Origin of the sequence: Streptomyces sp. NPDC001339 (genome assembly GCF_042895955.1) — a bacterium.
Taxonomy (GTDB): domain Bacteria; phylum Actinomycetota; class Actinomycetes; order Streptomycetales; family Streptomycetaceae; genus Streptomyces.
Map to the genome: position 1 here is coordinate 122,810 of NZ_JBIAWT010000005.1, position 23,752 is coordinate 146,561.

General features: G+C 66.2%; 28 protein-coding genes. All 28 read left to right on the forward strand.

Features of this window, described 5'->3' with window-relative positions; translation table 11 throughout:
* Window positions 1-493: 493 nt before the first annotated feature.
* The gene (gene rpoB, locus ACFY12_RS15930; RefSeq protein WP_390716381.1) at window positions 494-3,976 is read left to right on the forward strand and encodes a DNA-directed RNA polymerase subunit beta; all 3,483 of its coding nucleotides are present in this window, start codon (window positions 494-496) and stop codon (window positions 3,974-3,976) included.
* Window positions 3,977-4,073: 97 nt separating this feature from the next.
* A complete protein-coding gene (locus tag ACFY12_RS15935; RefSeq protein ID WP_390716382.1) occupies window positions 4,074-7,973 on the forward strand; it encodes a DNA-directed RNA polymerase subunit beta' in 3,900 nt (1,299 codons plus the stop codon).
* 294 nt (window positions 7,974-8,267) lie between these two features.
* The gene (locus ACFY12_RS15940) at window positions 8,268-8,744 is read left to right on the forward strand and encodes a DUF1707 and DUF4190 domain-containing protein (RefSeq protein WP_390716802.1); all 477 of its coding nucleotides are present in this window, start codon (window positions 8,268-8,270) and stop codon (window positions 8,742-8,744) included.
* Window positions 8,745-9,101: 357 nt separating this feature from the next.
* On the forward strand, window positions 9,102-9,473 hold the full coding sequence (gene rpsL / locus ACFY12_RS15945) for a 30S ribosomal protein S12 (protein ID WP_003948652.1): 372 nt from the start codon (window positions 9,102-9,104) through the stop codon (window positions 9,471-9,473).
* Window positions 9,474-9,475: 2 nt separating this feature from the next.
* On the forward strand, window positions 9,476-9,946 hold the full coding sequence (gene rpsG / locus ACFY12_RS15950) for a 30S ribosomal protein S7 (RefSeq protein WP_004571813.1): 471 nt from the start codon (window positions 9,476-9,478) through the stop codon (window positions 9,944-9,946).
* 39 nt (window positions 9,947-9,985) lie between these two features.
* Complete coding sequence (gene fusA, locus ACFY12_RS15955) at window positions 9,986-12,106, forward strand: elongation factor G (protein WP_390716383.1); 2,121 nt, start codon at window positions 9,986-9,988, stop codon at window positions 12,104-12,106.
* 164 nt (window positions 12,107-12,270) lie between these two features.
* Entirely contained in the window at window positions 12,271-13,464 is a 1,194-nt protein-coding gene (gene tuf, locus ACFY12_RS15960; RefSeq protein ID WP_390716384.1) for an elongation factor Tu, read from the forward strand.
* A gap of 474 nt (window positions 13,465-13,938) precedes the next feature.
* On the forward strand, window positions 13,939-14,247 hold the full coding sequence (gene rpsJ / locus ACFY12_RS15965) for a 30S ribosomal protein S10 (RefSeq protein ID WP_003948644.1): 309 nt from the start codon (window positions 13,939-13,941) through the stop codon (window positions 14,245-14,247).
* 14 nt (window positions 14,248-14,261) lie between these two features.
* A complete protein-coding gene (gene rplC / locus ACFY12_RS15970) occupies window positions 14,262-14,906 on the forward strand; it encodes a 50S ribosomal protein L3 (RefSeq protein WP_390716385.1) in 645 nt (214 codons plus the stop codon).
* Window positions 14,907-14,914: 8 nt separating this feature from the next.
* Window positions 14,915-15,568, forward strand: a complete 654-nt coding sequence (rplD, locus tag ACFY12_RS15975; RefSeq protein ID WP_390716386.1) for a 50S ribosomal protein L4 — start codon at window positions 14,915-14,917, stop codon at window positions 15,566-15,568.
* Window positions 15,568-15,891, forward strand: coding sequence for a 50S ribosomal protein L23 (gene rplW, locus ACFY12_RS15980; protein ID WP_390716387.1), 324 nt, complete (start codon window positions 15,568-15,570; stop codon window positions 15,889-15,891). Before rplD ends, rplW begins: the two co-directional genes overlap by 1 nt.
* Before the next feature lie 39 nt (window positions 15,892-15,930).
* Complete coding sequence (gene rplB / locus ACFY12_RS15985; protein WP_066930866.1) at window positions 15,931-16,767, forward strand: 50S ribosomal protein L2; 837 nt, start codon at window positions 15,931-15,933, stop codon at window positions 16,765-16,767.
* A gap of 12 nt (window positions 16,768-16,779) precedes the next feature.
* Window positions 16,780-17,061: a 30S ribosomal protein S19 gene (rpsS, locus tag ACFY12_RS15990; protein WP_004571826.1), complete on the forward strand. Its 282-nt coding sequence runs from the start codon at window positions 16,780-16,782 to the stop codon at window positions 17,059-17,061.
* A gap of 43 nt (window positions 17,062-17,104) precedes the next feature.
* The gene (rplV, locus tag ACFY12_RS15995) at window positions 17,105-17,452 is read left to right on the forward strand and encodes a 50S ribosomal protein L22 (protein WP_043264895.1); all 348 of its coding nucleotides are present in this window, start codon (window positions 17,105-17,107) and stop codon (window positions 17,450-17,452) included.
* Entirely contained in the window at window positions 17,452-18,273 is an 822-nt protein-coding gene (gene rpsC / locus ACFY12_RS16000; RefSeq protein ID WP_390716388.1) for a 30S ribosomal protein S3, read from the forward strand. Before rplV ends, rpsC begins: the two co-directional genes overlap by 1 nt.
* Window positions 18,274-18,278: 5 nt before the next feature.
* Window positions 18,279-18,698 carry a 50S ribosomal protein L16 gene (gene rplP, locus ACFY12_RS16005; RefSeq protein ID WP_366329817.1) on the forward strand — a complete coding sequence of 140 codons (420 nt, stop codon included), beginning with the start codon at window positions 18,279-18,281 and terminating at the stop codon, window positions 18,696-18,698.
* The gene (gene rpmC, locus ACFY12_RS16010; RefSeq protein ID WP_046927445.1) at window positions 18,698-18,922 is read left to right on the forward strand and encodes a 50S ribosomal protein L29; all 225 of its coding nucleotides are present in this window, start codon (window positions 18,698-18,700) and stop codon (window positions 18,920-18,922) included. Before rplP ends, rpmC begins: the two co-directional genes overlap by 1 nt.
* A complete protein-coding gene (rpsQ, locus tag ACFY12_RS16015; RefSeq protein WP_274915073.1) occupies window positions 18,922-19,206 on the forward strand; it encodes a 30S ribosomal protein S17 in 285 nt (94 codons plus the stop codon). Before rpmC ends, rpsQ begins: the two co-directional genes overlap by 1 nt.
* A 113-nt stretch (window positions 19,207-19,319) precedes the next feature.
* Entirely contained in the window at window positions 19,320-19,688 is a 369-nt protein-coding gene (rplN, locus tag ACFY12_RS16020) for a 50S ribosomal protein L14 (RefSeq protein WP_003998823.1), read from the forward strand.
* A gap of 3 nt (window positions 19,689-19,691) precedes the next feature.
* On the forward strand, window positions 19,692-20,015 hold the full coding sequence (gene rplX, locus ACFY12_RS16025) for a 50S ribosomal protein L24 (RefSeq protein ID WP_046927446.1): 324 nt from the start codon (window positions 19,692-19,694) through the stop codon (window positions 20,013-20,015).
* Entirely contained in the window at window positions 20,015-20,575 is a 561-nt protein-coding gene (gene rplE, locus ACFY12_RS16030; RefSeq protein WP_390716389.1) for a 50S ribosomal protein L5, read from the forward strand. Before rplX ends, rplE begins: the two co-directional genes overlap by 1 nt.
* Window positions 20,576-20,580: 5 nt before the next feature.
* Window positions 20,581-20,766, forward strand: coding sequence for a type Z 30S ribosomal protein S14 (locus ACFY12_RS16035; RefSeq protein WP_003956452.1), 186 nt, complete (start codon window positions 20,581-20,583; stop codon window positions 20,764-20,766).
* Between the two features lie 238 nt (window positions 20,767-21,004).
* Window positions 21,005-21,403 carry a 30S ribosomal protein S8 gene (rpsH, locus tag ACFY12_RS16040; protein ID WP_390716390.1) on the forward strand — a complete coding sequence of 133 codons (399 nt, stop codon included), beginning with the start codon at window positions 21,005-21,007 and terminating at the stop codon, window positions 21,401-21,403.
* 22 nt (window positions 21,404-21,425) lie between these two features.
* Entirely contained in the window at window positions 21,426-21,965 is a 540-nt protein-coding gene (gene rplF / locus ACFY12_RS16045; protein WP_201803195.1) for a 50S ribosomal protein L6, read from the forward strand.
* A 3-nt stretch (window positions 21,966-21,968) separates the two neighbouring features.
* Window positions 21,969-22,352: a 50S ribosomal protein L18 gene (gene rplR / locus ACFY12_RS16050; protein WP_066930855.1), complete on the forward strand. Its 384-nt coding sequence runs from the start codon at window positions 21,969-21,971 to the stop codon at window positions 22,350-22,352.
* Window positions 22,353-22,398: 46 nt separating this feature from the next.
* A complete protein-coding gene (gene rpsE, locus ACFY12_RS16055) occupies window positions 22,399-23,001 on the forward strand; it encodes a 30S ribosomal protein S5 (protein ID WP_043264889.1) in 603 nt (200 codons plus the stop codon).
* Window positions 23,001-23,183 (forward strand): 50S ribosomal protein L30, encoded by a 183-nt coding sequence (gene rpmD, locus ACFY12_RS16060; RefSeq protein ID WP_390716391.1) that lies wholly within the window; start codon window positions 23,001-23,003, stop codon window positions 23,181-23,183. Before rpsE ends, rpmD begins: the two co-directional genes overlap by 1 nt.
* 1 nt (window position 23,184) lies before the next feature.
* Entirely contained in the window at window positions 23,185-23,640 is a 456-nt protein-coding gene (rplO, locus tag ACFY12_RS16065; RefSeq protein ID WP_066930849.1) for a 50S ribosomal protein L15, read from the forward strand.
* The last annotated feature ends 112 nt before the right edge of the window (window positions 23,641-23,752 follow it).

A 23,752-nucleotide genomic window follows, 5' to 3' on the forward strand; every position in this document is an offset into this window, starting at 1 on the left:
GATCTTCGTTGCCCGGACGTGGCCTCACGTGACGATCTCCCGGAGGTAGGGGCCTTGACGAACCGGACGCGGCGCGCAATTCTCGGGACGCGACGCGGAAGCGATCCCGGGTTCGAGGCATGGATCGCCGACGAAGAGGGAAGCATCGGGGTGCGCCAATGGCGCGGGGCTTTCGGCAGGCGCAGGCATTGACGCAGGCATTGAGAAGAACAAACGAGGGGATCCTCCGCGGTGGAGGAGTTGGCTTCCCGGAGGGAGAAGATCGGTATCACGGTGCTGAACCGGTCTCCGGAAACTCGCTCTGGACATCAGTGGGCCTTGTGGCTACACTGACCCTTTGCGCTGCCTGTTAGCTGCTCCCTGCCCGTCACCAGGGGCATACCCGAGCCCGAGCAAAGCTGATTGATCCGCCCTGACCTGGGCTTTCCCTCAGTCTGCTCGATTCGGGACCGGTACGCGCGTAGTGAGTCCGAGCCCTCGGAAGGACCCCCTCTTGGCCGCCTCGCGCAACGCCTCGACTGCCAATACGAACAACGGCGACAGCACCGCCCCGCTGCGCATCTCTTTTGCGAAGATCAAGGAGCCCCTCGGGGTTCCGAACCTCCTTGCGCTGCAGACCGAAAGCTTCGACTGGCTGCTCGGCAATGCCGCATGGAAGGGTCGCGTCGAGGCTGCGCTGGAGAGTGGGCAGGAAGTCCCCACCAAGTCCGGTCTGGAAGAGATCTTCGAAGAGATCTCCCCGATCGAGGACTTCTCCGGGTCGATGTCGCTGACGTTCCGCGACCACCGCTTCGAGCCTCCGAAGAACTCCATCGACGAGTGCAAGGAGCGCGACTTCACGTACGCCGCCCCGCTCTTCGTCACGGCGGAGTTCACCAACAACGAGACCGGCGAGATCAAGTCCCAGACGGTCTTCATGGGCGACTTCCCGCTCATGACCAACAAGGGCACGTTCGTCATCAACGGCACCGAGCGTGTCGTGGTGTCGCAGCTGGTCCGCTCGCCGGGTGTCTACTTCGACAGCTCCATCGACAAGACGTCTGACAAGGACATCTTCTCCGCCAAGATCATCCCGTCCCGGGGTGCCTGGCTGGAGATGGAGATCGACAAGCGCGACATGGTCGGTGTGCGTATCGACCGTAAGCGCAAGCAGTCCGTGACCGTGCTGCTCAAGGCTCTGGGTTGGACCAACGACCAGATCCTCGAGGAGTTCGGCGACTACGAGTCCATGCGCGCCACCCTGGAGAAGGACCACACCCAGGGCCAGGACGACGCGCTGCTCGACATCTACCGCAAGCTGCGTCCGGGCGAGCCGCCGACCCGTGAGGCCGCGCAGACGCTGCTGGAGAACCTCTACTTCAACCCGAAGCGCTACGACCTCGCCAAGGTCGGCCGCTACAAGGTCAACAAGAAGCTCGGCGGCGACGAGCCGCTCGACGCCGGCGTGCTGACCACCGAAGACATCATCGCCACGATCAAGTACCTGGTGCAGCTGCACGCCGGGGAGACCGAGACGACCGGTGGCAACGGCCAGACGATCGTCGTCGAGACCGACGACATCGACCACTTCGGCAACCGTCGTCTGCGCAACGTCGGCGAGCTCATCCAGAACCAGGTCCGTACGGGTCTCGCCCGTATGGAGCGTGTCGTGCGCGAGCGCATGACCACCCAGGACGTCGAGGCGATCACGCCGCAGACCCTGATCAACATCCGGCCGGTCGTCGCCTCCATCAAGGAGTTCTTCGGCACCAGCCAGCTGTCCCAGTTCATGGACCAGACCAACCCGCTGTCGGGTCTGACCCACAAGCGCCGTCTGTCGGCGCTGGGCCCGGGCGGTCTCTCCCGTGAGCGGGCCGGCCTGGACGTCCGTGACGTGCACCCGTCGCACTACGGCCGGATGTGCCCGATCGAGACCCCCGAAGGCCCGAACATCGGTCTGATCGGTTCGCTGGCCTCGTACGGCCGGGTCAACGTCTTCGGTTTCATCGAGACCCCGTACCGCAAGGTCGTCGACGGTCGGATCACCGAGGACGTGGACTACCTCACGGCCGATGAGGAGGACCGCTTCCTCATCGCCCAGGCCAACGCCAAGACGACCGACGACATGCAGTTCGCCGAGCAGCGTGTGCTGGTCCGCCGGCGTGGCGGCGAGGTCGACCTCGTCCCCGCCGACGAGGTGGACTACATGGACGTCTCGCCGCGCCAGATGGTGTCGGCGGCGACCGCCATGATCCCGTTCCTCGAGCACGACGACGCCAACCGCGCGCTCATGGGATCGAACATGATGCGCCAGGCCGTGCCGCTGATCAAGGCGGAGTCGCCGCTGGTCGGTACCGGCATGGAGTACCGCTGCGCGGTCGACGCCGGCGATGTCATCAAGGCCGAGAAGAACGGTGTGGTCCAGGAGGTCTCCGCGGACTACATCACCGTCGCCAACGACGACGGCACGTACACCACGTACCGCGTCGCCAAGTTCACCCGCTCCAACCAGGGCACCTCCTTCAACCAGAAGGTCGTCGTGGACGAGGGCGCGCGGGTGGTCGAGGGCCAGGTCCTCGCCGACGGTCCGTCCACGGACGAAGGCGAGATGGCGCTCGGCAAGAACCTGCTCGTGGCGTTCATGCCGTGGGAGGGCCACAACTACGAGGACGCGATCATCCTGTCGCAGCGCCTCGTCCAGGACGACGTCCTCTCCTCGATCCACATCGAGGAGCACGAGGTCGACGCCCGTGACACCAAGCTCGGCCCCGAGGAGATCACCCGGGACATCCCGAACGTCTCCGAGGAGGTCCTCTCCGACCTCGACGAGCGCGGCATCATCCGCATCGGTGCCGAGGTCGTGGCCGGCGACATCCTCGTCGGCAAGGTCACGCCCAAGGGTGAGACCGAGCTGACCCCCGAGGAGCGCCTGCTCCGCGCGATCTTCGGTGAGAAGGCGCGCGAGGTGCGCGACACCTCGCTGAAGGTGCCGCACGGTGAGATCGGCAAGGTCATCGGCGTCCGCGTCTTCGACCGCGAGGAGGGCGACGAGCTGCCCCCGGGCGTGAACCAGCTGGTCCGCGTCTACGTCGCGCAGAAGCGTAAGATCACCGACGGTGACAAGCTCGCCGGCCGCCACGGCAACAAGGGCGTCATCTCGAAGATCCTGCCGGTCGAGGACATGCCGTTCCTGGAGGACGGCACCCCGGTCGACATCATCCTCAACCCGCTGGGTGTCCCGTCCCGAATGAACCCGGGTCAGGTCCTGGAGATCCACCTCGGCTGGCTCGCCAGCCAGGGCTGGAAGGTCGAGGGCGGCGAGGAGTGGCAGCAGCGGCTGCAGGCGATCGGCGCCGACGACGTCGCGCCGCGCACCAACGTCGCCACCCCGGTCTTCGACGGCGCGCGCGAGGATGAGCTGGCGGGTCTGTTCGACTCGACGCTCCCCAACCGCGACGGCGAGCGGATGGTCAAGAGCTCCGGCAAGGCCCAGCTCTTCGACGGCCGCTCGGGTGAGCCGTTCCCGGACCCGATCTCGGTCGGGTACATGTACATCCTCAAGCTGCACCACCTGGTCGACGACAAGCTGCACGCCCGCTCGACCGGTCCGTACTCGATGATCACCCAGCAGCCGCTGGGTGGTAAGGCTCAGTTCGGTGGTCAGCGCTTCGGTGAGATGGAGGTGTGGGCGCTGGAGGCTTACGGCGCCGCATACGCCCTCCAGGAGCTGCTGACGATCAAGTCCGACGACGTCACCGGCCGCGTGAAGGTCTACGAGGCCATCGTCAAGGGCGAGAACATCCCCGAGCCCGGCATCCCCGAGTCCTTCAAGGTGCTCATCAAGGAGATGCAGTCCCTGTGCCTCAACGTGGAGGTGCTGTCCTCGGACGGCATGTCCATCGAGATGCGCGACACCGACGAGGACGTCTTCCGCGCTGCGGAGGAGCTCGGCATCGACCTGTCCCGGCGCGAGCCGAGCAGCGTCGAAGAGGTCTGACGGGTCTGGCCGGGATCTCTTGCCCCGAGAGATCCCGGCTTCGCCCCGGACCCCGTACAGACCATTGAGACACGACCCTGAGAGGGATTGACGCATAGTGCTCGACGTCAACTTCTTCGACGAGCTGCGGATCGGCCTCGCCACCGCTGACGACATCCGTCAGTGGTCCCACGGTGAGGTCAAGAAGCCGGAGACCATCAACTACCGCACCCTCAAGCCCGAGAAGGACGGACTCTTCTGCGAGAAGATCTTCGGTCCGACCCGGGACTGGGAGTGCTACTGCGGTAAGTACAAGCGCGTCCGCTTCAAGGGCATCATCTGCGAGCGGTGCGGCGTCGAGGTCACTCGCGCCAAGGTGCGCCGTGAGCGGATGGGCCACATCGAGCTGGCCGCTCCCGTGACCCACATCTGGTACTTCAAGGGTGTCCCGAGCCGGCTGGGCTACCTGCTGGACCTCGCGCCCAAGGACCTCGAGAAGGTCATCTACTTCGCCGCGTACATGATCACGTTCGTGGACGAGGAGCGCCGCACCCGCGACCTGCCCTCGCTGGAGGCCCACGTCTCCGTCGAGCGCCAGCAGATCGAGCAGCGCCGCGACTCCGACCTGGAGGCCCGCGCCAAGAAGCTCGAGACCGACCTGGCCGAGCTGGAGGCCGAGGGCGCCAAGGCCGATGTGCGCCGCAAGGTGCGCGAGGGCGCCGAGCGCGAGATGAAGCAGCTGCGCGACCGTGCGCAGCGCGAGGTCGACCGTCTCGACGAGGTGTGGAACCGCTTCAAGAGCCTCAAGGTCCAGGACCTGGAGGGCGACGAGCTGCTCTACCGCGAGCTGCGTGACCGCTTCGGCACGTACTTCGACGGTTCCATGGGCGCCGCCGCGCTGCAGAAGCGTCTGGAGACCTTCGACCTGGAGGAGGAGGCCGAGCGCCTCCGCGAGATCATCCGGACCGGCAAGGGCCAGAAGAAGACCCGTGCGCTCAAGCGCCTCAAGGTCGTCTCCGCCTTCCTGCAGACCCGCAACAGCCCCAAGGGCATGGTGCTGGACTGCATCCCGGTGATCCCGCCGGACCTGCGTCCGATGGTGCAGCTGGACGGTGGCCGCTTCGCGACCTCCGACCTGAACGACCTGTACCGCCGTGTGATCAACCGCAACAACCGTCTGAAGCGGCTGCTCGACCTCGGTGCGCCCGAGATCATCGTCAACAACGAGAAGCGCATGCTTCAGGAGGCTGTTGACGCCCTCTTCGACAACGGCCGCCGCGGCCGCCCGGTGACGGGCCCCGGCAACCGTCCGCTGAAGTCCCTCAGCGACATGCTGAAGGGCAAGCAGGGCCGCTTCCGTCAGAACCTGCTCGGTAAGCGAGTCGACTACTCGGCGCGTTCCGTCATCGTCGTCGGCCCGCAGCTGAAGCTGCACCAGTGCGGTCTGCCCAAGGCGATGGCGCTGGAGCTGTTCAAGCCGTTCGTGATGAAGCGCCTGGTGGACCTGAACCACGCGCAGAACATCAAGAGCGCCAAGCGCATGGTGGAGCGCGGCCGTACGGTCGTCTACGACGTCCTCGAAGAGGTCATCGCCGAGCACCCGGTTCTGCTGAACCGTGCTCCCACCCTGCACCGCCTCGGCATCCAGGCCTTCGAGCCGCAGCTGGTCGAGGGCAAGGCCATCCAGATCCACCCGCTCGTCTGCACCGCGTTCAACGCGGACTTCGACGGTGACCAGATGGCCGTCCACCTCCCGCTGTCCGCGGAGGCGCAGGCCGAGGCCCGCATCCTGATGCTGTCCTCGAACAACATCCTCAAGCCGGCCGACGGCCGTCCGGTCACCATGCCGACCCAGGACATGGTGCTCGGCCTCTTCTTCCTCACCACGGACGAGGAGGAGCGCGAGGTCAAGGGCGAGGGCCGGTCGTTCTCCTCGGTCGCCGAGGCGATCATGGCGTTCGACGCCAAGGAGCTCTCGCTCCAGGCGAAGGTCGACATCCGCTTCCCGATCGGTACGGTTCCGCCCCGCGGCTGGACCCCGCCGGCTCCGGAGGAGGGCGAGCCCGAGTGGCAGCAGGGTGACAGCTTCCGCCTGCGGACGACCCTGGGCCGCGCGCTCTTCAACGAGCTGCTGCCCGAGGACTACCCGTTCGTCGACTACTCGGTCGGCAAGAAGCAGCTCTCCCAGATCGTCAACGACCTGGCCGAGCGCTACCCGAAGGTCATCGTGGCGGCGACGCTCGACAACCTGAAGGCGGCCGGCTTCTACTGGGCGACCCGTTCCGGCGTCACCGTCGCCGTCTCCGACATCGTCGTCCCGGACGCGAAGAAGGAGATCGTCGCGGGCTACGAGGCCCAGGACGAGAAGGTCCAGAAGCAGTACGAGCGCGGTCTGATCACCAAGGACGAGCGCACTCAGGAACTGATCAACATCTGGACCAAGGCGACCAACGAGGTCGCCGAGGCGATGAACGAGAACTTCCCCAAGACCAACCCCATCTTCATGATGGTTGACTCGGGTGCCCGAGGAAACATGATGCAGATGCGGCAGATCGCCGGTATGCGTGGTCTGGTGTCGAACGCGAAGAACGAGACCATCCCGCGTCCGATCAAGGCGTCGTTCCGCGAGGGTCTGTCCGTGCTGGAGTACTTCATCTCCACGCACGGTGCCCGTAAGGGTCTGGCGGACACCGCTCTGCGTACCGCCGACTCCGGTTACCTCACCCGTCGTCTGGTCGACGTCTCCCAGGACGTCATCATTCGCGAGGAGGACTGCGGCACCGAGCGCGGCCTCAAGCTGCGGATCGCGGCGAAGGGCGCGGACGGCGTCCTGCGCAAGGCGGACGACGTCGAGTCCAGCGTCTACGCCCGCATGCTGGCCGAGGACGTCGTCGTCGACGGCAAGGTCGTCGCCTCGGCGAACGTCGACCTCGGTGACGTGCTCATCGACCAGCTGATCGCGCACGGCGTGGAGGAGGTCAAGACCCGTTCGGTCCTGACCTGTGAGTCCGCGGTCGGCACCTGCGCCTTCTGCTACGGCCGTTCGCTGGCCACCGGCAAGCTGGTCGACATCGGTGAGGCGGTCGGCATCATCGCCGCCCAGTCCATCGGTGAGCCCGGTACCCAGCTGACGATGCGTACCTTCCACACCGGTGGTGTGGCCGGTGACGACATCACCCTGGGTCTGCCGCGTGTCGTCGAGCTCTTCGAGGCCCGTACGCCCAAGGGTGTCGCCCCGATCTCGGAGGCGGCCGGCCGCGTCCGGATCGAGGAGACCGAGAAGACCAAGAAGGTCATCGTCACGCCGGACGACGGCAGCGACGAGACGGCCTACGGTGTCTCCAAGCGCGCCCGCCTCCTGGTGGGCGAGGGCGATCACGTCCAGGTCGGCCAGCCGCTGACCGTGGGTGCGATCAACCCGCACGACGTGCTGCGGATCCTCGGCCAGCGTGCCGTCCAGGTCCACCTGGTCGGCGAGGTCCAGAAGGTCTACAACAGCCAGGGTGTGGCGATCCACGACAAGCACATCGAGATCATCATCCGGCAGATGCTGCGCCGGGTGACGATCATCGAGTCCGGCGACGCGGAGCTGCTGCCGGGCGAGCTGGTGGAGCGCACGAAGTTCGAGGGCGAGAACCGTCGCGTGGTGGCGGAAGGCGGCCACCCGGCCTCCGGCCGTCCGCAGCTGATGGGTATCACCAAGGCTTCGCTGGCCACCGAGTCCTGGCTGTCGGCGGCGTCCTTCCAGGAGACCACCAGGGTCCTGACCGACGCGGCGATCAACGCCAAGTCGGACTCCCTGATCGGCCTCAAGGAGAACGTCATCATCGGTAAGCTCATCCCGGCCGGTACGGGCCTGTCCCGCTACCGCAACATTCGGGTCGAGCCCACCGAGGAAGCCAAGGCCGCGATGTACTCGGCCGTCGGTTACGACGACATCGACTACTCGCCCTTCGGCACCGGCTCCGGCCAGGCGGTCCCGCTGGAGGACTACGACTACGGTCCGTACAACCAGTAAGCCCGATCGGGCCGGCACGACCGGCCCGTACGGCAGTCACAGGGCGGTCACTCCTTACGGGGTGGCCGCCCTGCGGCGTTGGGGCCGGGTCGGGGCCGGCCGGGTCGGAACCAGCCAAGCCAGGCCAGGCCAGGGCCGGGTGCCCGGGGCTCACGGGGAACTTGTGCACCCATCTCTGCGTCTGTGATGAGAGAATGGGCCCCAATTGTCGAGCGGGGGGAGGTTCGCGATATGGCATTCCAGCCGTGGCAGGGTGGGCAGCAGCCGGTTCCGCCGTCGCACCAGGCGCCTGCCATGCGTGCCTCGCACGCCGATCGTGAGCGGGCGGTCGATGTGCTCAAGGCGGGGTTCGCGGAGGGGCGGCTCCAGCAGCCGGAGTACGAGCAGCGGCTCACCCGGGCGTACAAGGCGGCGACGCACGCCGAGCTCCAGATGCTGATCGCGGACCTTCCGGTGGGGCCGATGCCGCAGGCGCAGTTCGTGCCGCAGCGCCCGGCGGTGCCGGCCACGTTCATGCCGATGCCGCCGCCGGTGACGACGAACAGCTCCGCGACCGGCGCGCTGGTCTGCGGGATCATGACGCCGGTGACCTGGGGGCTGACCGCGATCCCGGCCGTCATCCTGGGGCACAAGGCGCGGGCCGAGATCCGCCGCACGGGTGAGCGCGGGGACGGCCAGGCCCTCACCGGGCTGATCCTGGGGTGGCTGGCGATCAGCGGCTGGGCGCTGCTCTTCCTGGTGTGGGTGCTGGTCGCGGCGGCCGGCCTCTGACCGTGCCGCGGGGGCGTTGCGCCTTCTTCCGTACGGCCGGGGTACGCACTACGGTGGCCGCAACGCCGTGACGAGTCCGGCGTGTCCTTCGCGTGTGCATTTGTTTTGACCGCAGCCCATGCGGTAGGTACGCTCTGACCTTGTGCCTGGGGTGTCCCTGGCCTGCCGTGCGCGCAAACTCCCGCCCCTGAGGCCGGGAGGGCCAAGAGCGCGGGAGCCGGGTTTGGACACCGCAATCTGCCACCGTTCTCGTTCCAGCGAGGCATGGGACCGCAGTATTCGACACACCCGACCGCGTGGGTCGGGAGCGTTCCAGGTTAGCTTTACCGTGACTGGCACACAGAAACCGGAGAAGTAGTGCCTACGATCCAGCAGCTGGTCCGTAAGGGCCGGCAGGACAAGGTCGAGAAGAACAAGACGCCCGCGCTCGAGGGTTCCCCCCAGCGCCGTGGCGTCTGCACGCGTGTCTTCACCACCACCCCGAAGAAGCCGAACTCGGCCCTGCGTAAGGTCGCGCGTGTGCGTCTGACCAGCGGGATCGAGGTCACCGCTTACATTCCGGGTGAGGGCCACAACCTCCAGGAGCACTCGATCGTGCTCGTGCGTGGCGGCCGTGTGAAGGACCTGCCGGGTGTTCGGTACAAGATCATCCGCGGCTCCCTCGACACGCAGGGCGTCAAGAACCGCAAGCAGGCTCGCAGCCGCTACGGCGCCAAGAAGGAGAAGTAAGAATGCCTCGTAAGGGCCCCGCCCCGAAGCGCCCGGTCATCATCGACCCGGTCTACGGTTCTCCTCTGGTGACCTCCCTCATCAACAAGGTGCTGCTGAACGGCAAGCGCTCCACCGCCGAGCGCATCGTCTACGGCGCCATGGAGGGCCTGCGCGAGAAGACCGGCAACGACCCGGTCATCACGCTCAAGCGCGCGCTCGAGAACATCAAGCCGACCCTCGAGGTCAAGTCCCGCCGTGTCGGTGGCGCGACCTACCAGGTCCCGGTCGAGGTCAAGCCCGGCCGCGCCGCCACCCTGTCGCTCCGCTGGCTCGTGGGCTACTCCCGCGCCCGCCGCGAGAAGACCATGACCGAGCGCCTCATGAACGAACTGCTGGACGCCTCCAACGGCCTCGGCGCTTCGGTCAAGAAGCGTGAGGACACGCACAAGATGGCCGAGTCCAACAAGGCCTTCGCGCACTACCGCTGGTAGTCGCAACCCACATCGAGACCGAGAGAAGATTGAGCCACTATGGCTACCACTTCGCTTGACCTGGCCAAGGTCCGCAACATCGGGATCATGGCCCACATCGACGCGGGCAAGACGACCACCACCGAGCGGATCCTGTTCTACACCGGTGTCTCCTACAAGATCGGTGAGGTCCACGACGGCGCTGCCACGATGGACTGGATGGAGCAGGAGCAGGAGCGCGGCATCACGATCACGTCTGCCGCGACGACCTGCCACTGGCCGCTGGACAACGTCGACAACACCATCAACATCATCGACACCCCGGGCCACGTCGACTTCACCGTCGAGGTGGAGCGCTCGCTGCGCGTGCTCGACGGTGCGGTGACGGTGTTCGACGGCGTCGCCGGTGTCGAGCCCCAGTCCGAGACCGTTTGGCGTCAGGCGGACCGCTACGGCGTTCCGCGGATCTGCTTCGTCAACAAGCTCGACCGTACGGGTGCCGAGTTCCACCGCTGCGTGGACATGATCGTGGACCGCCTTGGCGCCGTCCCGATCGTGATGCAGCTGCCGATCGGCACCGAGGCGGACTTCAAGGGCGTCGTCGACCTCGTGCAGATGAAGGCCCTGGTCTGGTCGGCCGAGGCCGCCAAGGGCGAGATGTACGACACCGTCGACATCCCGGACACGCACATCGAGGCCGCCGACGAATGGCGCGGCAAGCTCCTCGAGACCGTGGCCGAGAACGACGAAGAGATCATGGAGCTGTACCTGGAGGGCCAGGAGCCCACCGTGGAGCAGCTCTACGCGGCGATCCGCCGGATCACCATCGCCGCCGGCAAGTCCGAGAACACCACGGTCACCCCGGTGTTCTGCGGTACCGCGTTCAAGAACAAGGGCGTCCAGCCCCTGCTCGACGCGGTGGTGCGCTACCTCCCCTCCCCGCTGGACGTCGAGGCCATCGAGGGCCACGCGGTCAACGACCCGGAGGAGATCGTCAAGCGCAAGCCGTCCGAGGACGAGCCGCTCTCCGCCCTGGCCTTCAAGATCGCGAGCGACCCCCACCTGGGCAAGCTCACCTTCATCCGGGTGTACTCGGGCCGCCTCGAGGCCGGCACGCAGGTGCAGAACTCGGTGAAGGGCAAGAAGGAGCGCATCGGCAAGATCTACCGGATGCACGCGAACAAGCGTGAGGAGATCGACGCGGTGGGTGCCGGCGACATCGTCGCCGTCATGGGTCTGAAGCAGACCACCACCGGTGAGACCCTCTGCGACGCGGGTTCCCCGGTGATCCTGGAGTCGATGGAGTTCCCGGCCCCGGTCATCCAGGTCGCCATCGAGCCCAAGTCGAAGGGCGACCAGGAGAAGCTGGGTGTCGCCATCCAGCGTCTCGCCGAGGAAGACCCCTCGTTCCAGGTGCACACCGACGAGGAGACCGGCCAGACCATCATCGCGGGTATGGGCGAGCTGCACCTCGACGTGCTGGTCGACCGTATGAAGCGTGAGTTCCGCGTCGAGGCGAACGTCGGTAAGCCGCAGGTGGCCTACCGCGAGACCCTGCGCAAGTCGGTCGAGCGTCTCGACTACACGCACAAGAAGCAGACTGGTGGTTCCGGCCAGTTCGCGAAGGTGCAGATCGCCATCGAGCCGCTCGAGGGCGACGGGTACGAGTTCGAGAACAAGGTCACCGGTGGCCGTATCCCGCGGGAGTACATCCCGTCCGTGGACGCGGGCTGCCAGGAGGCCATGGAGTTCGGTGTTCTCGCCGGCTACCCGCTGACCGGTGTCAAGGTCACCCTGCTCGACGGCGCCTACCACGAGGTCGACTCCTCGGAAATGGCGTTCAAGATCGCCGGTTCGATGGCCTTCAAGGAGGCCGCCCGCAAGGCCTCCCCGGCCCTGCTCGAGCCGATGATGAAGGTCGAGGTCACCACGCCCGAGGACTACATGGGCGATGTGATCGGCGACATCAACTCTCGTCGTGGTCAGATCCAGTCCATGGAGGACCGCGCCGGCGCCAAGCTCGTGACGGGCCTGGTTCCGCTCTCGGAGATGTTCGGCTACGTCGGAGACCTCCGCAGCAAGACGTCGGGTCGCGCGAGCTACTCGATGCAGTTCGACTCCTACGCCGAGGTTCCGCGGAACGTCGCCGAGGAGATCATCGCGAAGGCCAAGGGCGAGTAAGGCCGTCTCGTAAGAGCCGGAACGCAACACGCTTTAGGCTTGACACCGTCTGACGGGGCAATTCCCCGCAATCCGTGAGGATTGCCCCGTCGGCCGGCACCCCAGCAAAGATCACCTGGCGCCGATGAGTAAGGCGTACAGAACCACTCTTCAGGAGGACCCCAGTGGCGAAGGCGAAGTTCGAGCGGACTAAGCCGCACGTCAACATCGGCACCATCGGTCACGTCGACCACGGTAAGACGACCCTTACCGCGGCGATCACCAAGGTGCTGCACGACCAGTTCCCGGACCTGAACCCGTACACCCCGTTCGAGGACATTGACAAGGCGCCGGAAGAGCGTCAGCGCGGTATCACCATCTCCATCGCGCACGTGGAGTACCAGACGGAGAACCGTCACTACGCCCACGTCGACTGCCCGGGTCACGCGGACTACATCAAGAACATGATCACCGGTGCCGCCCAGATGGACGGCGCGATCCTCGTGGTCGCCGCGACCGACGGTCCGATGCCGCAGACCAAGGAGCACGTGCTCCTGGCCCGCCAGTCCGGTGTTCCGTACATCGTTGTCGCCCTGAACAAGGCCGACATGGTGGACGACGAGGAGATCATGGAGCTCGTCGAGCTCGAGGTCCGTGAGCTTCTCAACGAGTACGAGTTCCCGGGCGACGACCTGCCGGTCGTCAAGGTCTCCGCGCTCAAGGCCCTCGAGGGCGAAGAGCAGTGGGTCAAGTCCGTCCAGGACCTGATGAAGGCCGTGGACGAGAACGTCCCGGAGCCGAAGCGCGACGTCGACCAGCCGTTCCTGATGCCGATCGAGGACGTCTTCACGATCACCGGCCGTGGCACCGTTGTCACCGGTCGTATCGAGCGTGGTGTCCTCAAGGTCAACGAGACCGTCGACATCATCGGCATCAAGGAAGAGAAGACCTCGACCACCGTCACCGGTATCGAGATGTTCCGCAAGCTGCTCGACGAGGGCCAGGCCGGTGAGAACGTCGGTCTGCTGCTCCGCGGCATCAAGCGCGAGGACGTCGAGCGCGGCCAGTGCATCATCAAGCCGGGTTCGGTCACCCCGCACACCGAGTTCGAGGCCACGGCCTACATCCTGTCGAAGGACGAGGGTGGCCGCCACACCCCGTTCTTCAACAACTACCGTCCGCAGTTCTACTTCCGTACGACTGACGTGACCGGTGTGGTGACCCTGCAGGAGGGCACCGAGATGGTCATGCCCGGCGACAACGCCACCATGTCCGTCTCGCTGATCCAGCCTGTCGCCATGGAGGAGGGCCTGCGGTTCACCATCCGTGAGGGTGGCCGTACCGTCGGCGCCGGCCAGGTCACCAAGATCAACAAGTAATTGTTGGTCCGGTTGATCCGGTAGCTCCCGGTCTTCGGGCCGGGGGTCCGGGGGATTGCCCCCGGGACAGCACAGCCGCAAGGAGCCCCGTCCGCCGTCAGGTGGGCGGGGCTCCTTGACAGTCGGGGCCCGATTGGCCTTACGCATACCGCGTATGGCACACTATCCAGGTTGCTCGGTTGAGTGCCGATGCTGCGCGCCTCTCGCCGGGAGGACCGGAAGCGAGTCCCAGGTATTCGTCGTCCCTTCTCAGGGTCGGAAATACGGGAATCTTTCGGGAAGCGTCAGCGGGGTGCCTCGGCCAGGCGCCCGGTGGGTGTTCTTCCCCTGCCTCTTCCTTCTTGAAGGATCTCCTTTGCGGAGATCTGCGAGAAGGGGTGCGACACGCCCGACCGCGTGGGTCGGAGAGTCGGAGAAGAGCGTCGTCCCCGCCGGGTCCCAGAGCGTTACGAGACAAAGGACTACACAGTAGCCATGGCGGGACAGAAGATCCGCATCCGGCTCAAGGCCTACGACCACGAGGTCATCGACTCCTCGGCGAAGAAGATCGTCGAGACGGTGACCCGCACTGGTGCGTCGGTCGCGGGCCCGGTGCCGCTGCCCACTGAGAAGAACGTGTACTGCGTCATCAAGTCGCCGCACAAGTACAAGGACTCGCGCGAGCACTTCGAGATGCGCACGCACAAGCGCCTGATCGACATCCTCGACCCGACGCCCAAGACCGTTGACTCGCTGATGCGCCTGGACCTTCCGGCCGGCGTTGACATCGAGATCAAGCTCTGAGAGGCGCGGAAGAGATGGCTAAGCAGATCAAGGGCATCCTGGGCGAGAAGCTCGGCATGACCCAGGTCTGGGACGAGAACAACCGTGTCGTCCCGGTGACCGTGGTGAAGGCCGGCCCCTGCGTCGTTACCCAGGTGCGCACCAATGACCAGGACGGCTACGACTCCGTCCAGATCGCCTTCGGCGAGATCGACCCGCGCAAGGTGAACAAGCCCCTCAAGGGCCACTTCGCGAAGGCCGACGTCACCCCCCGTCGTCACCTCGTCGAGGTCCGTACTCCGGATGCGTCCGAGTACACCCTCGGCCAGGAGCTGACCGCTGAGACCTTCGAGTCCGGCGCCAAGGTGGACGTGACCGGCAAGAGCAAGGGCAAGGGCTTCGCCGGCGTCATGAAGCGTCACGGCTTCCACGGCGGCAAGGCGTCCCACGGTGCCCACCGCGTGCACCGCAAGCCGGGCTCCATCGGTGGCTGCGCCACCCCGGGCCGCGTGTTCAAGGGCATGCGGATGGCCGGCCGTATGGGCAATGAGCGGGTCACCACCCAGAACCTGACCGTCCACGCCGTTGACGCGGAGAAGGGCCTGCTGCTCATCAAGGGCGCAGTTCCTGGTCCGAACGGCGGCCTCGTCCTGGTCCGTACCGCGGCCAAGGGGGCCTGAGGTAACCGATGAGCACCATTGACATCCTTTCGCCGGCAGGCGACAAGGCCGGGTCCGTCGAGCTCCCCGCGGAGATCTTCGACGCCAAGGTCAGCGTTCCGCTGATCCACCAGGTCGTTGTCGCGCAGCTGGCCGCGGCCCGTCAGGGCACGCACAAGACCAAGACCCGTGGCGAGGTCCGCGGCGGTGGCAAGAAGCCGTACCGCCAGAAGGGCACCGGCCGGGCGCGTCAGGGTTCGACCCGTGCGCCGCAGTTCGCCGGCGGTGGCGTCGTCCACGGCCCCGTGCCGCGTGACTACAGCCAGCGGACCCCGAAGAAGATGAAGGCCGCCGCCCTGCGCGGTGCCCTCACCGACCGGGCCCGCCACAGCCGCATCCACGTCGTTTCCGGCGTGGTCGAGGGCGCGGTTTCCACCAAGGCCGCCAAGTCCCTGCTGGGCAAGGTCAGCGAGCGCAAGAACGTGCTCCTGGTCGCCGAGCGCAGCGACGAGGCCGCGTGGCTCTCCGCCCGCAACCTGCCCCAGGTCCACATCCTGGAGCCGGGCCAGCTGAACACGTACGACGTGCTCGTCTCCGACGACGTGGTCTTCACCAAGGCCGCCTTCGAGTCCTTCGTGTCTGGCCCCAAGGCCAACGCTGAGACCGAAGGGAGCGACGCCTGATGACTGAGGCCGTCGTCACCAGCAAGACCTACACGGACCCGCGTGACGTGCTCGTCAAGCCGGTCGTGTCGGAGAAGAGCTACGCGCTGCTGGACGAGAACAAGTACACGTTCGTCGTCGACCCGCGTGCCAACAAGACCCAGATCAAGCAGGCCGTCGAGGCGGTCTTCTCGGTCAAGGTCACCGGGGTCAACACGATCAACCGGCAGGGCAAGCGCAAGCGCACCCGCACCGGTTTCGGTAAGCGCGCCAACACCAAGCGCGCCATCGTGACCCTCGCCGAGGGCGACCGTATCGACATCTTCGGCGGCCCGGTCTCCTAACGGAGTCCGAGTCGTCCGGAATCGGACGAGGACTGAGAAATGGGTATCCGCAAGTACAAGCCGACGACCCCGGGCCGTCGTGGCTCCAGCGTCGCCGACTTTGTCGAGATCACGCGGTCCACGCCGGAGAAGTCGCTGGTCCGCCCGCTGCACAGCAAGGGCGGCCGTAACAACGCCGGTCGTGTGACCGTTCGCCACCAGGGCGGTGGCCACAAGCGCGCCTACCGCGTGATCGACTTCCGTCGTCACGACAAGGACGGCGTGCCGGCCAAGGTCGCGCACATCGAGTACGACCCGAACCGCACCGCGCGCATCGCGCTGCTGCACTACGCAGACGGCGAGAAGCGCTACATCATCGCGCCCCGTGGCCTGTCGCAGGGTGACCGGATTGAGAACGGCCCCGGTGCCGACATCAAGCCCGGCAACAACCTGCCGCTGCGCCACATCCCCGTGGGTACGACGATCCACGCGATCGAGCTGCGTCCGGGCGGCGGTGCGAAGTTCGCCCGCTCGGCCGGTGCCTCCGTGCAGCTGCTGGCGCGGGAGGGCTCCATGGCCCACCTGCGTATGCCGTCCGGTGAGATCCGCCTGGTCGACGTGCGCTGCCGCGCCACCGTCGGCGAGGTCGGCAACGCCGAGCAGTCGAACATCAACTGGGGCAAGGCCGGCCGTATGCGCTGGAAGGGCGTCCGCCCGACCGTGCGTGGTGTCGTGATGAACCCGGTCGACCACCCGCACGGTGGTGGTGAGGGCAAGACCTCCGGTGGTCGCCACCCGGTCTCGCCCTGGGGCAAGAAGGAGGGTCGTACTCGCTCGCCGAAGAAGGCCAGCAACAAGTACATCGTCCGCCGCCGCAAGACGAACAAGAAGCGCTAGGAGCGGGTTTAGATGCCGCGCAGTCTCAAGAAGGGGCCCTTCGTCGACGACCACCTCGCCAAGAAGGTGGACGTACAGAACGAAGCCGGCACCAAGAACGTCATCAAGACCTGGTCCCGCCGCTCGATGATCGTCCCGGCCATGCTCGGCCACACGATCGCGGTGCACGACGGCCGCAAGCACGTCCCGGTGTTCGTCACCGAGTCGATGGTCGGCCACAAGCTCGGCGAGTTCGCGCCGACCCGCACCTTCCGCGGCCACGAGAAGGACGACCGCAAGTCGCGTCGTCGCTGATCGGCGGAGTGCGAAGACTATGACTGACACCGAAGGGACAACCATGGAAGCCAGGGCCCAGGCGCGGTACATCCGCGTCACGCCCATGAAGGCCCGCCGCGTGGTGGACCTCATCCGTGGCATGGATGCCACGGAGGCTCAGGCGGTCCTGCGTTTCGCCCCGCAGGCCGCGAGCGTGCCGGTGGGCAAGGTGCTGGACAGCGCCATTGCCAACGCCGCGCACAACTACGACCACACGGACGCCTCCACGCTGTTCATCAGCGAGGCGTACGTCGACGAGGGCCCGACCCTGAAGCGGTTCCGTCCGCGTGCCCAGGGCCGTGCCTACCGGATCCGCAAGCGGACCAGCCACATCACCGTGGTCGTCAGCAGCAAGGAAGGAACCCGGTAATGGGCCAGAAGGTAAACCCGCACGGGTTCCGGCTCGGCGTCACGACGGACTTCAAGTCCCGCTGGTACGCCGACAAGCTGTACAAGGACTACGTCAAGGAAGACGTCGCCATTCGTCGCATGATGACGAAGGGCATGGAGCGCGCCGGTATCTCCAAGGTGGAGATCGAGCGCACCCGTGAGCGCGTCCGCGTTGACATCCACACCGCTCGCCCGGGCATCGTCATCGGCCGCCGCGGCGCCGAGGCCGACCGCATCCGCGGTGAGCTGGAGAAGCTGACCGGCAAGCAGGTCCAGCTGAACATCCTCGAGGTCAAGAACCCCGAGACCGACGCTCAGCTGGTCGCCCAGGCCGTCGCCGAGCAGCTGTCCTCCCGCGTCTCCTTCCGTCGCGCCATGCGTAAGAGCATGCAGTCGACGATGAAGGCCGGCGCCAAGGGCATCAAGATCCAGTGTGGTGGCCGTCTCGGCGGCGCCGAGATGTCCCGCTCGGAGTTCTACCGCGAGGGCCGTGTGCCCCTGCACACGCTCCGTGCGAACGTCGACTACGGCTTCTTCGAGGCCAAGACCACCTTCGGCCGCATCGGCGTGAAGGTCTGGATCTACAAGGGCGACGTCAAGAACATCGCCGAGGTGCGCGCCGAGAACGCCGCCGCCCGTGCCGGCAACCGCCCGGCCCGTGGTGGCGGCAGCGACCGCCCCCGTCGTGGTGGCGAGCGCGGCGGCCGCGGCCGCAAGCCGCAGCAGTCCGCCGCTGCCGAGGCCCCCAAGGCCGAGGCCGCTGCCGCTGCTCCGGCGGAGACCACCGGAACGGAGGCCTGACCGACATGCTGATCCCTCGCAGGGTCAAGCACCGCAAGCAGCACCACCCGAAGCGCAACGGCATGGCCAAGGGTGGCACCGAGCTGGCCTTCGGTGAGTACGGAATCCAGGCCGTCACCCCGGCCTACGTGACGAACCGGCAGATCGAGTCCGCTCGTATCGCCATGACCCGTCACATCAAGCGTGGCGGCAAGGTGTGGATCAACATCTACCCCGACCGTCCGCTGACGAAGAAGCCGGCCGAGACCCGCATGGGTTCCGGTAAGGGTTCTCCGGAGTGGTGGATCGCGAACGTCAAGCCCGGTCGGGTGATGTTCGAGCTGTCCTTCCCGAACGAGAAGGTTGCTAAGGAGGCGCTGACCCGCGCCGCCCACAAGCTTCCGATGAAGTGCCGCATCGTTCGGCGCGAGGCAGGTGAATCGTGATGTCGGCCGTTACCAAGGCGTCCGAGCTGCGCGAGCTGAACAACGAGGACCTCGTTGCCAAGCTCCGTGAGGCCAAGGAAGAGCTGTTCAACCTCCGCTTCCAGGCGGCGACCGGACAGCTCGAGAACCACGGCCGGCTGAAGGCCGTCCGCAAGGACATCGCCCGGATCTACACCCTGATGCGGGAGCGCGAGCTCGGCATCGAGACGGTGGAGAGCGCCTGATGAGCGAGAAGAATGTGACTGAGCAGAAGACCGAGCGCGGTTTCCGCAAGACCCGTGAGGGTCTGGTCGTCAGCGACAAGATGGACAAGACCGTCGTCGTCGCCGTCGAGGACCGCGTCAAGCACGCGCTGTACGGCAAGGTCATCCGCCGTACCAACAAGCTCAAGGCGCACGACGAGCAGAACGCCGCGGGTGTCGGCGACCGCGTCCTCCTCATGGAGACCCGGCCGCTGTCCGCGACGAAGCGCTGGCGCGTCGTCGAGATCCTCGAGAAGGCCAAGTAATTCTCCGAGGCCCTAACTAAGAAATAGGGGCCCCTCGGAGTTCGTTCCGCCAGGCTCCCGGGGCAGTTCGCTGAACTGCCCCGGGGGAACCGGCAGACATTCAGGAGATAGACGTGATCCAGCAGGAGTCGCGACTGCGTGTCGCCGACAACACTGGTGCGAAGGAGATCCTTTGCATCCGTGTTCTCGGTGGTTCCGGTCGCCGCTACGCGGGCATCGGTGACGTCATCGTTGCCACCGTCAAGGACGCGATCCCCGGCGGCAACGTGAAGAAGGGTGACGTCGTCAAGGCGGTCATCGTTCGCACCGTCAAGGAGCGCCGTCGTCCGGACGGCTCGTACATCCGCTTCGACGAGAACGCGGCCGTCATCCTCAAGAACGATGGCGACCCCCGCGGCACCCGTATCTTCGGCCCCGTGGGCCGTGAGCTGCGCGAGAAGAAGTTCATGAAGATCATCTCGCTCGCGCCGGAGGTGCTGTAACCGATGAAGATCAAGAAGGGCGACCTGGTCCAGGTCATCACCGGTAAGGACAAGGGCAAGCAGGGCAAGGTCATCCAGGCCTTCCCCCGCGAGGACCGTGTCCTGGTCGAGGGTGTCAACCGGGTCAAGAAGCACACCAAGGCCGGACAGACCGCTCGTGGTTCGAAGACCGGCGGCATCGTGACGACCGAGGCCCCCGTCCACGTCTCCAACGTCCAGCTGGTCGTGGAGAAGGACGGCAAGAAGGTCGTCACCCGCGTCGGGTACCGCTTCGACGACGAGGGCAACAAGATCCGCGTTGCCAAGCGGACCGGTGAGGACATCTGATGACTGCCACCACCAACGCGCCGCGTCTCAAGACGCGCTACCGCGAAGAGATCGCCGGGAAGCTGCGGGAAGAGTTCTCCTACGAGAACGTCATGCAGATCCCCGGTCTGACCAAGATCGTGGTCAACATGGGTGTGGGCGACGCCGCCCGCGACTCCAAGCTGATCGAGGGCGCCATCCGCGACCTCACCACGATCACCGGCCAGAAGCCGGCCGTCACCAAGGCCCGTAAGTCCATCGCGCAGTTCAAGCTGCGTGAGGGCCAGCCGATCGGTGCCCACGTCACCCTCCGCGGTGACCGCATGTGGGAGTTCCTGGACCGCCTGCTGTCGCTGGCGCTGCCGCGCATCCGCGACTTCCGTGGTCTGTCCCCGAAGCAGTTCGACGGTCGGGGTAACTACACCTTCGGTCTCACGGAGCAGGTCATGTTCCACGAGATCGACCAGGACAAGATCGACCGTACCCGGGGTATGGACATCACCGTGGTCACCACGGCGACCAACGACGACGAGGGCCGCGCCCTCCTTCGTCACCTCGGCTTCCCGTTCAAGGAGGCGTAAGCGAGATGGCGAAGAAGGCTCTGATTGCCAAGGCTGCTCGTAAGCCCAAGTTCGGTGTGCGTGCGTACACCCGCTGCCAGCGCTGCGGCCGTCCGCACTCCGTGTACCGCAAGTTCGGCCTCTGCCGCGTGTGCCTTCGTGAGATGGCTCACCGTGGCGAGCTGCCGGGCGTGACCAAGAGCTCCTGGTAATCCCCCAGTTGGGATTCCCTGGAGACTCTCGGTAAGCAATCGGTCGGCGGGCGCCCGTCCCCTTTCCCGTAGGGTGGAGGGGTTTGGGCGTCCCGCCGCCCGAGACCGACCGCGGGCCGAGCCCGCATAACGTCGCTTACTACGCCGTAGGTCCCCGCGCCGCACCCGTCCCGACTCTGATCGGGGAGAGGGATGGCGCAGATAGGAAACCCCGGCGAGAGAGGCCGAAGGCCAATTCATGACCATGACTGACCCCATCGCAGACATGCTGACCCGTCTGCGGAACGCGAACTCGGCGTACCACGACACCGTCGTGATGCCGCACAGCAAGATCAAGGCGCACATCGCGGAGATCCTCCAGCAGGAGGGTTACATCACCGGATGGCGGGTCGAGGACGCCGAGGTCGGCAAGAACCTCGTCCTCGAGCTGAAGTTCGGCCCGAACCGCGAGCGCTCGATCGCCGGCATCAAGCGGATCTCGAAGCCGGGCCTGCGGGTCTACGCAAAGTCCACCAACCTGCCGAAGGTGCTCGGCGGCCTGGGCGTGGCGATCATCTCCACGTCCCACGGTCTCCTCACCGGCCAGCAGGCGCAGAAGAAGGGCGTGGGTGGGGAAGTCCTCGCCTACGTCTGGTAACCCGGGAACGGAGGAATAGCTAATGTCGCGCATTGGCAAGCTGCCCATCCAGGTTCCCGCTGGCGTGGACGTCACCATCGAGGGCCGCACGGTCAACGTGAAGGGTCCCAAGGGTTCCCTTTCGCACACCGTCGCGGCTCCCATCGAGGTCGCCAAGGGTGAGGACGGCGTCATCAACGTCACCCGCCCGAACGACGAGCGTCAGAACAAGGCCCTGCACGGCCTGTCCCGCACGCTGGTGGCGAACATGATCACCGGCGTGACCCAGGGCTACAGCAAGGCGCTCGAGATCAGCGGTGTCGGTTACCGCGTTCAGGCCAAGGGCTCCAACCTGGAGTTCTCCCTGGGCTACAGCCACCCGATCCTGATCGAGGCCCCTGAGGGCATCTCGTTCAAGGTCGAGTCCCCGACCAAGCTCAGCGTCGAGGGCATCGACAAGCAGAAGGTCGGCGAGGTGGCGGCGAACATCCGCAAGCTGCGCAAGCCTGACCCGTACAAGGCCAAGGGCGTCAAGTACGCCGGCGAGGTCATCCGCCGCAAGGTCGGAAAGGCTGGTAAGTAAGCCATGGCATACGGTGTGAAGATCGCGAAGGGTGACGCCTACAAGCGCGCCGCCGCCAAGCGTCGCCACATCCGCATCCGCAAGCGGATTTCCGGTACCGCGGAGCGTCCCCGTCTGGTCGTGACGCGGTCCAACCGCGGCATCTTCGCCCAGGTCATCGACGACATCAAGGGCCACACGCTGGCCTCTGCGTCGACCCTGGACGCGTCGATCCGTGGTGGCGAGGGCGACAAGAGCGCCCAGGCCAAGAAGGTCGGCGCCCTGGTTGCCGAGCGTGCCAAGGCCGCCGGTGTGGAGGCCGTCGTGTTCGACCGCGGTGGCAAGCAGTACGCCGGGCGGATTGCCGCTCTGGCCGACGCCGCCCGCGAAGCCGGGCTGAAGTTCTGAGCCCCGGTTCCGGAGCTAGCGGACGTAACAGAGAGAGGTAATTCCAATGGCTGGACCCCAGCGCCGCGGAAGCGGTGCCGGTGGCGGCGAGCGGCGGGACCGGAAGGGTCGCGACGGTGGCGCTGCCGCCGAGAAGACCGCGTACGTTGAGCGCGTTGTCGCGATCAACCGCGTCGCCAAGGTTGTCAAGGGTGGTCGTCGTTTCAGCTTCACCGCGCTGGTCGTGGTGGGCGACGGTGACGGCACCGTAGGTGTCGGTTACGGCAAGGCCAAGGAAGTTCCGGCTGCCATCGCCAAGGGCGTGGAAGAGGCCAAGAAGAACTTCTTCAAGGTCCCCCGTATCCAGGGCACCATCCCGCACCCCATCCAGGGCGAGAAGGCCGCGGGCGTCGTCCTGCTCAAGCCGGCTTCCCCCGGTACCGGTGTGATCGCCGGTGGCCCCGTGCGTGCCGTTCTGGAGTGCGCGGGCATCCACGACGTGCTGAGCAAGTCGCTCGGTTCGTCGAACCCGATCAACATCGTGCACGCCACGGTGGAGGCGCTCCAGGGCCTGCAGCGGCCCGAGGAGATCGCCGCCCGCCGCGGCCTGCCGCTGGAGGACGTTGCTCCCGCCGCTCTGCTGCGGGCGCGTGCCGGGGTGAGCGCGTAATGGCTCGCCTTGAGATCACGCAGACCAAGTCCATCATCGGCAGCAAGCAGAACCACCGTGACACCCTGCGTTCGCTCGGTCTGAAGAAGATCAACGACGTGGTTGTCAAGGAGGACCGTCCCGAGTACCGCGGCATGGTGCACACCGTCCGCCACCTCGTGTCGGTCAAGGAGGTCGACTGACATGGCGGAGACCAACCCGCTGAAGGTCCACAACCTCCGGCCCGCCCCGGGCGCCAAGACCGCCAAGACCCGTGTCGGTCGTGGTGAGGCGTCCAAGGGTAAGACCGCAGGTCGTGGTACCAAGGGCACCAAGGCCCGTTACCAGGTTCCGGAGCGCTTCGAGGGTGGGCAGATGCCCCTCCACATGCGCCTCCCGAAGCTGAAGGGCTTCAAGAACCCCGCTCACAAGCAGTTCCAGGTCGTGAACCTGGAGAAGCTGGCCGCGCTCTACCCGCAGGGTGGCGAGGTCACGGTGGCCGACCTGGTCGCCAAGGGCGCGGTGCGCAAGAACGAGCTCGTCAAGGTCCTGGGCCAGGGCGAGATCTCCGTGGCGCTGCAGGTGACGGTTGACGCCGTTTCCGGCTCCGCCAAGGAGAAGATCGCCGCCGCCGGCGGCACCGTCACCGAGCTCATCTGAGTTCGTTGGTTCAACTGACCGGGGATGCCCATCGTTTGGGCATCCCCGGTTGGTCGTTCCACGGGGGTAGGGTCGCCGGTAAGGTGGCATGCACTGTTGTTTTCCGGGGCGA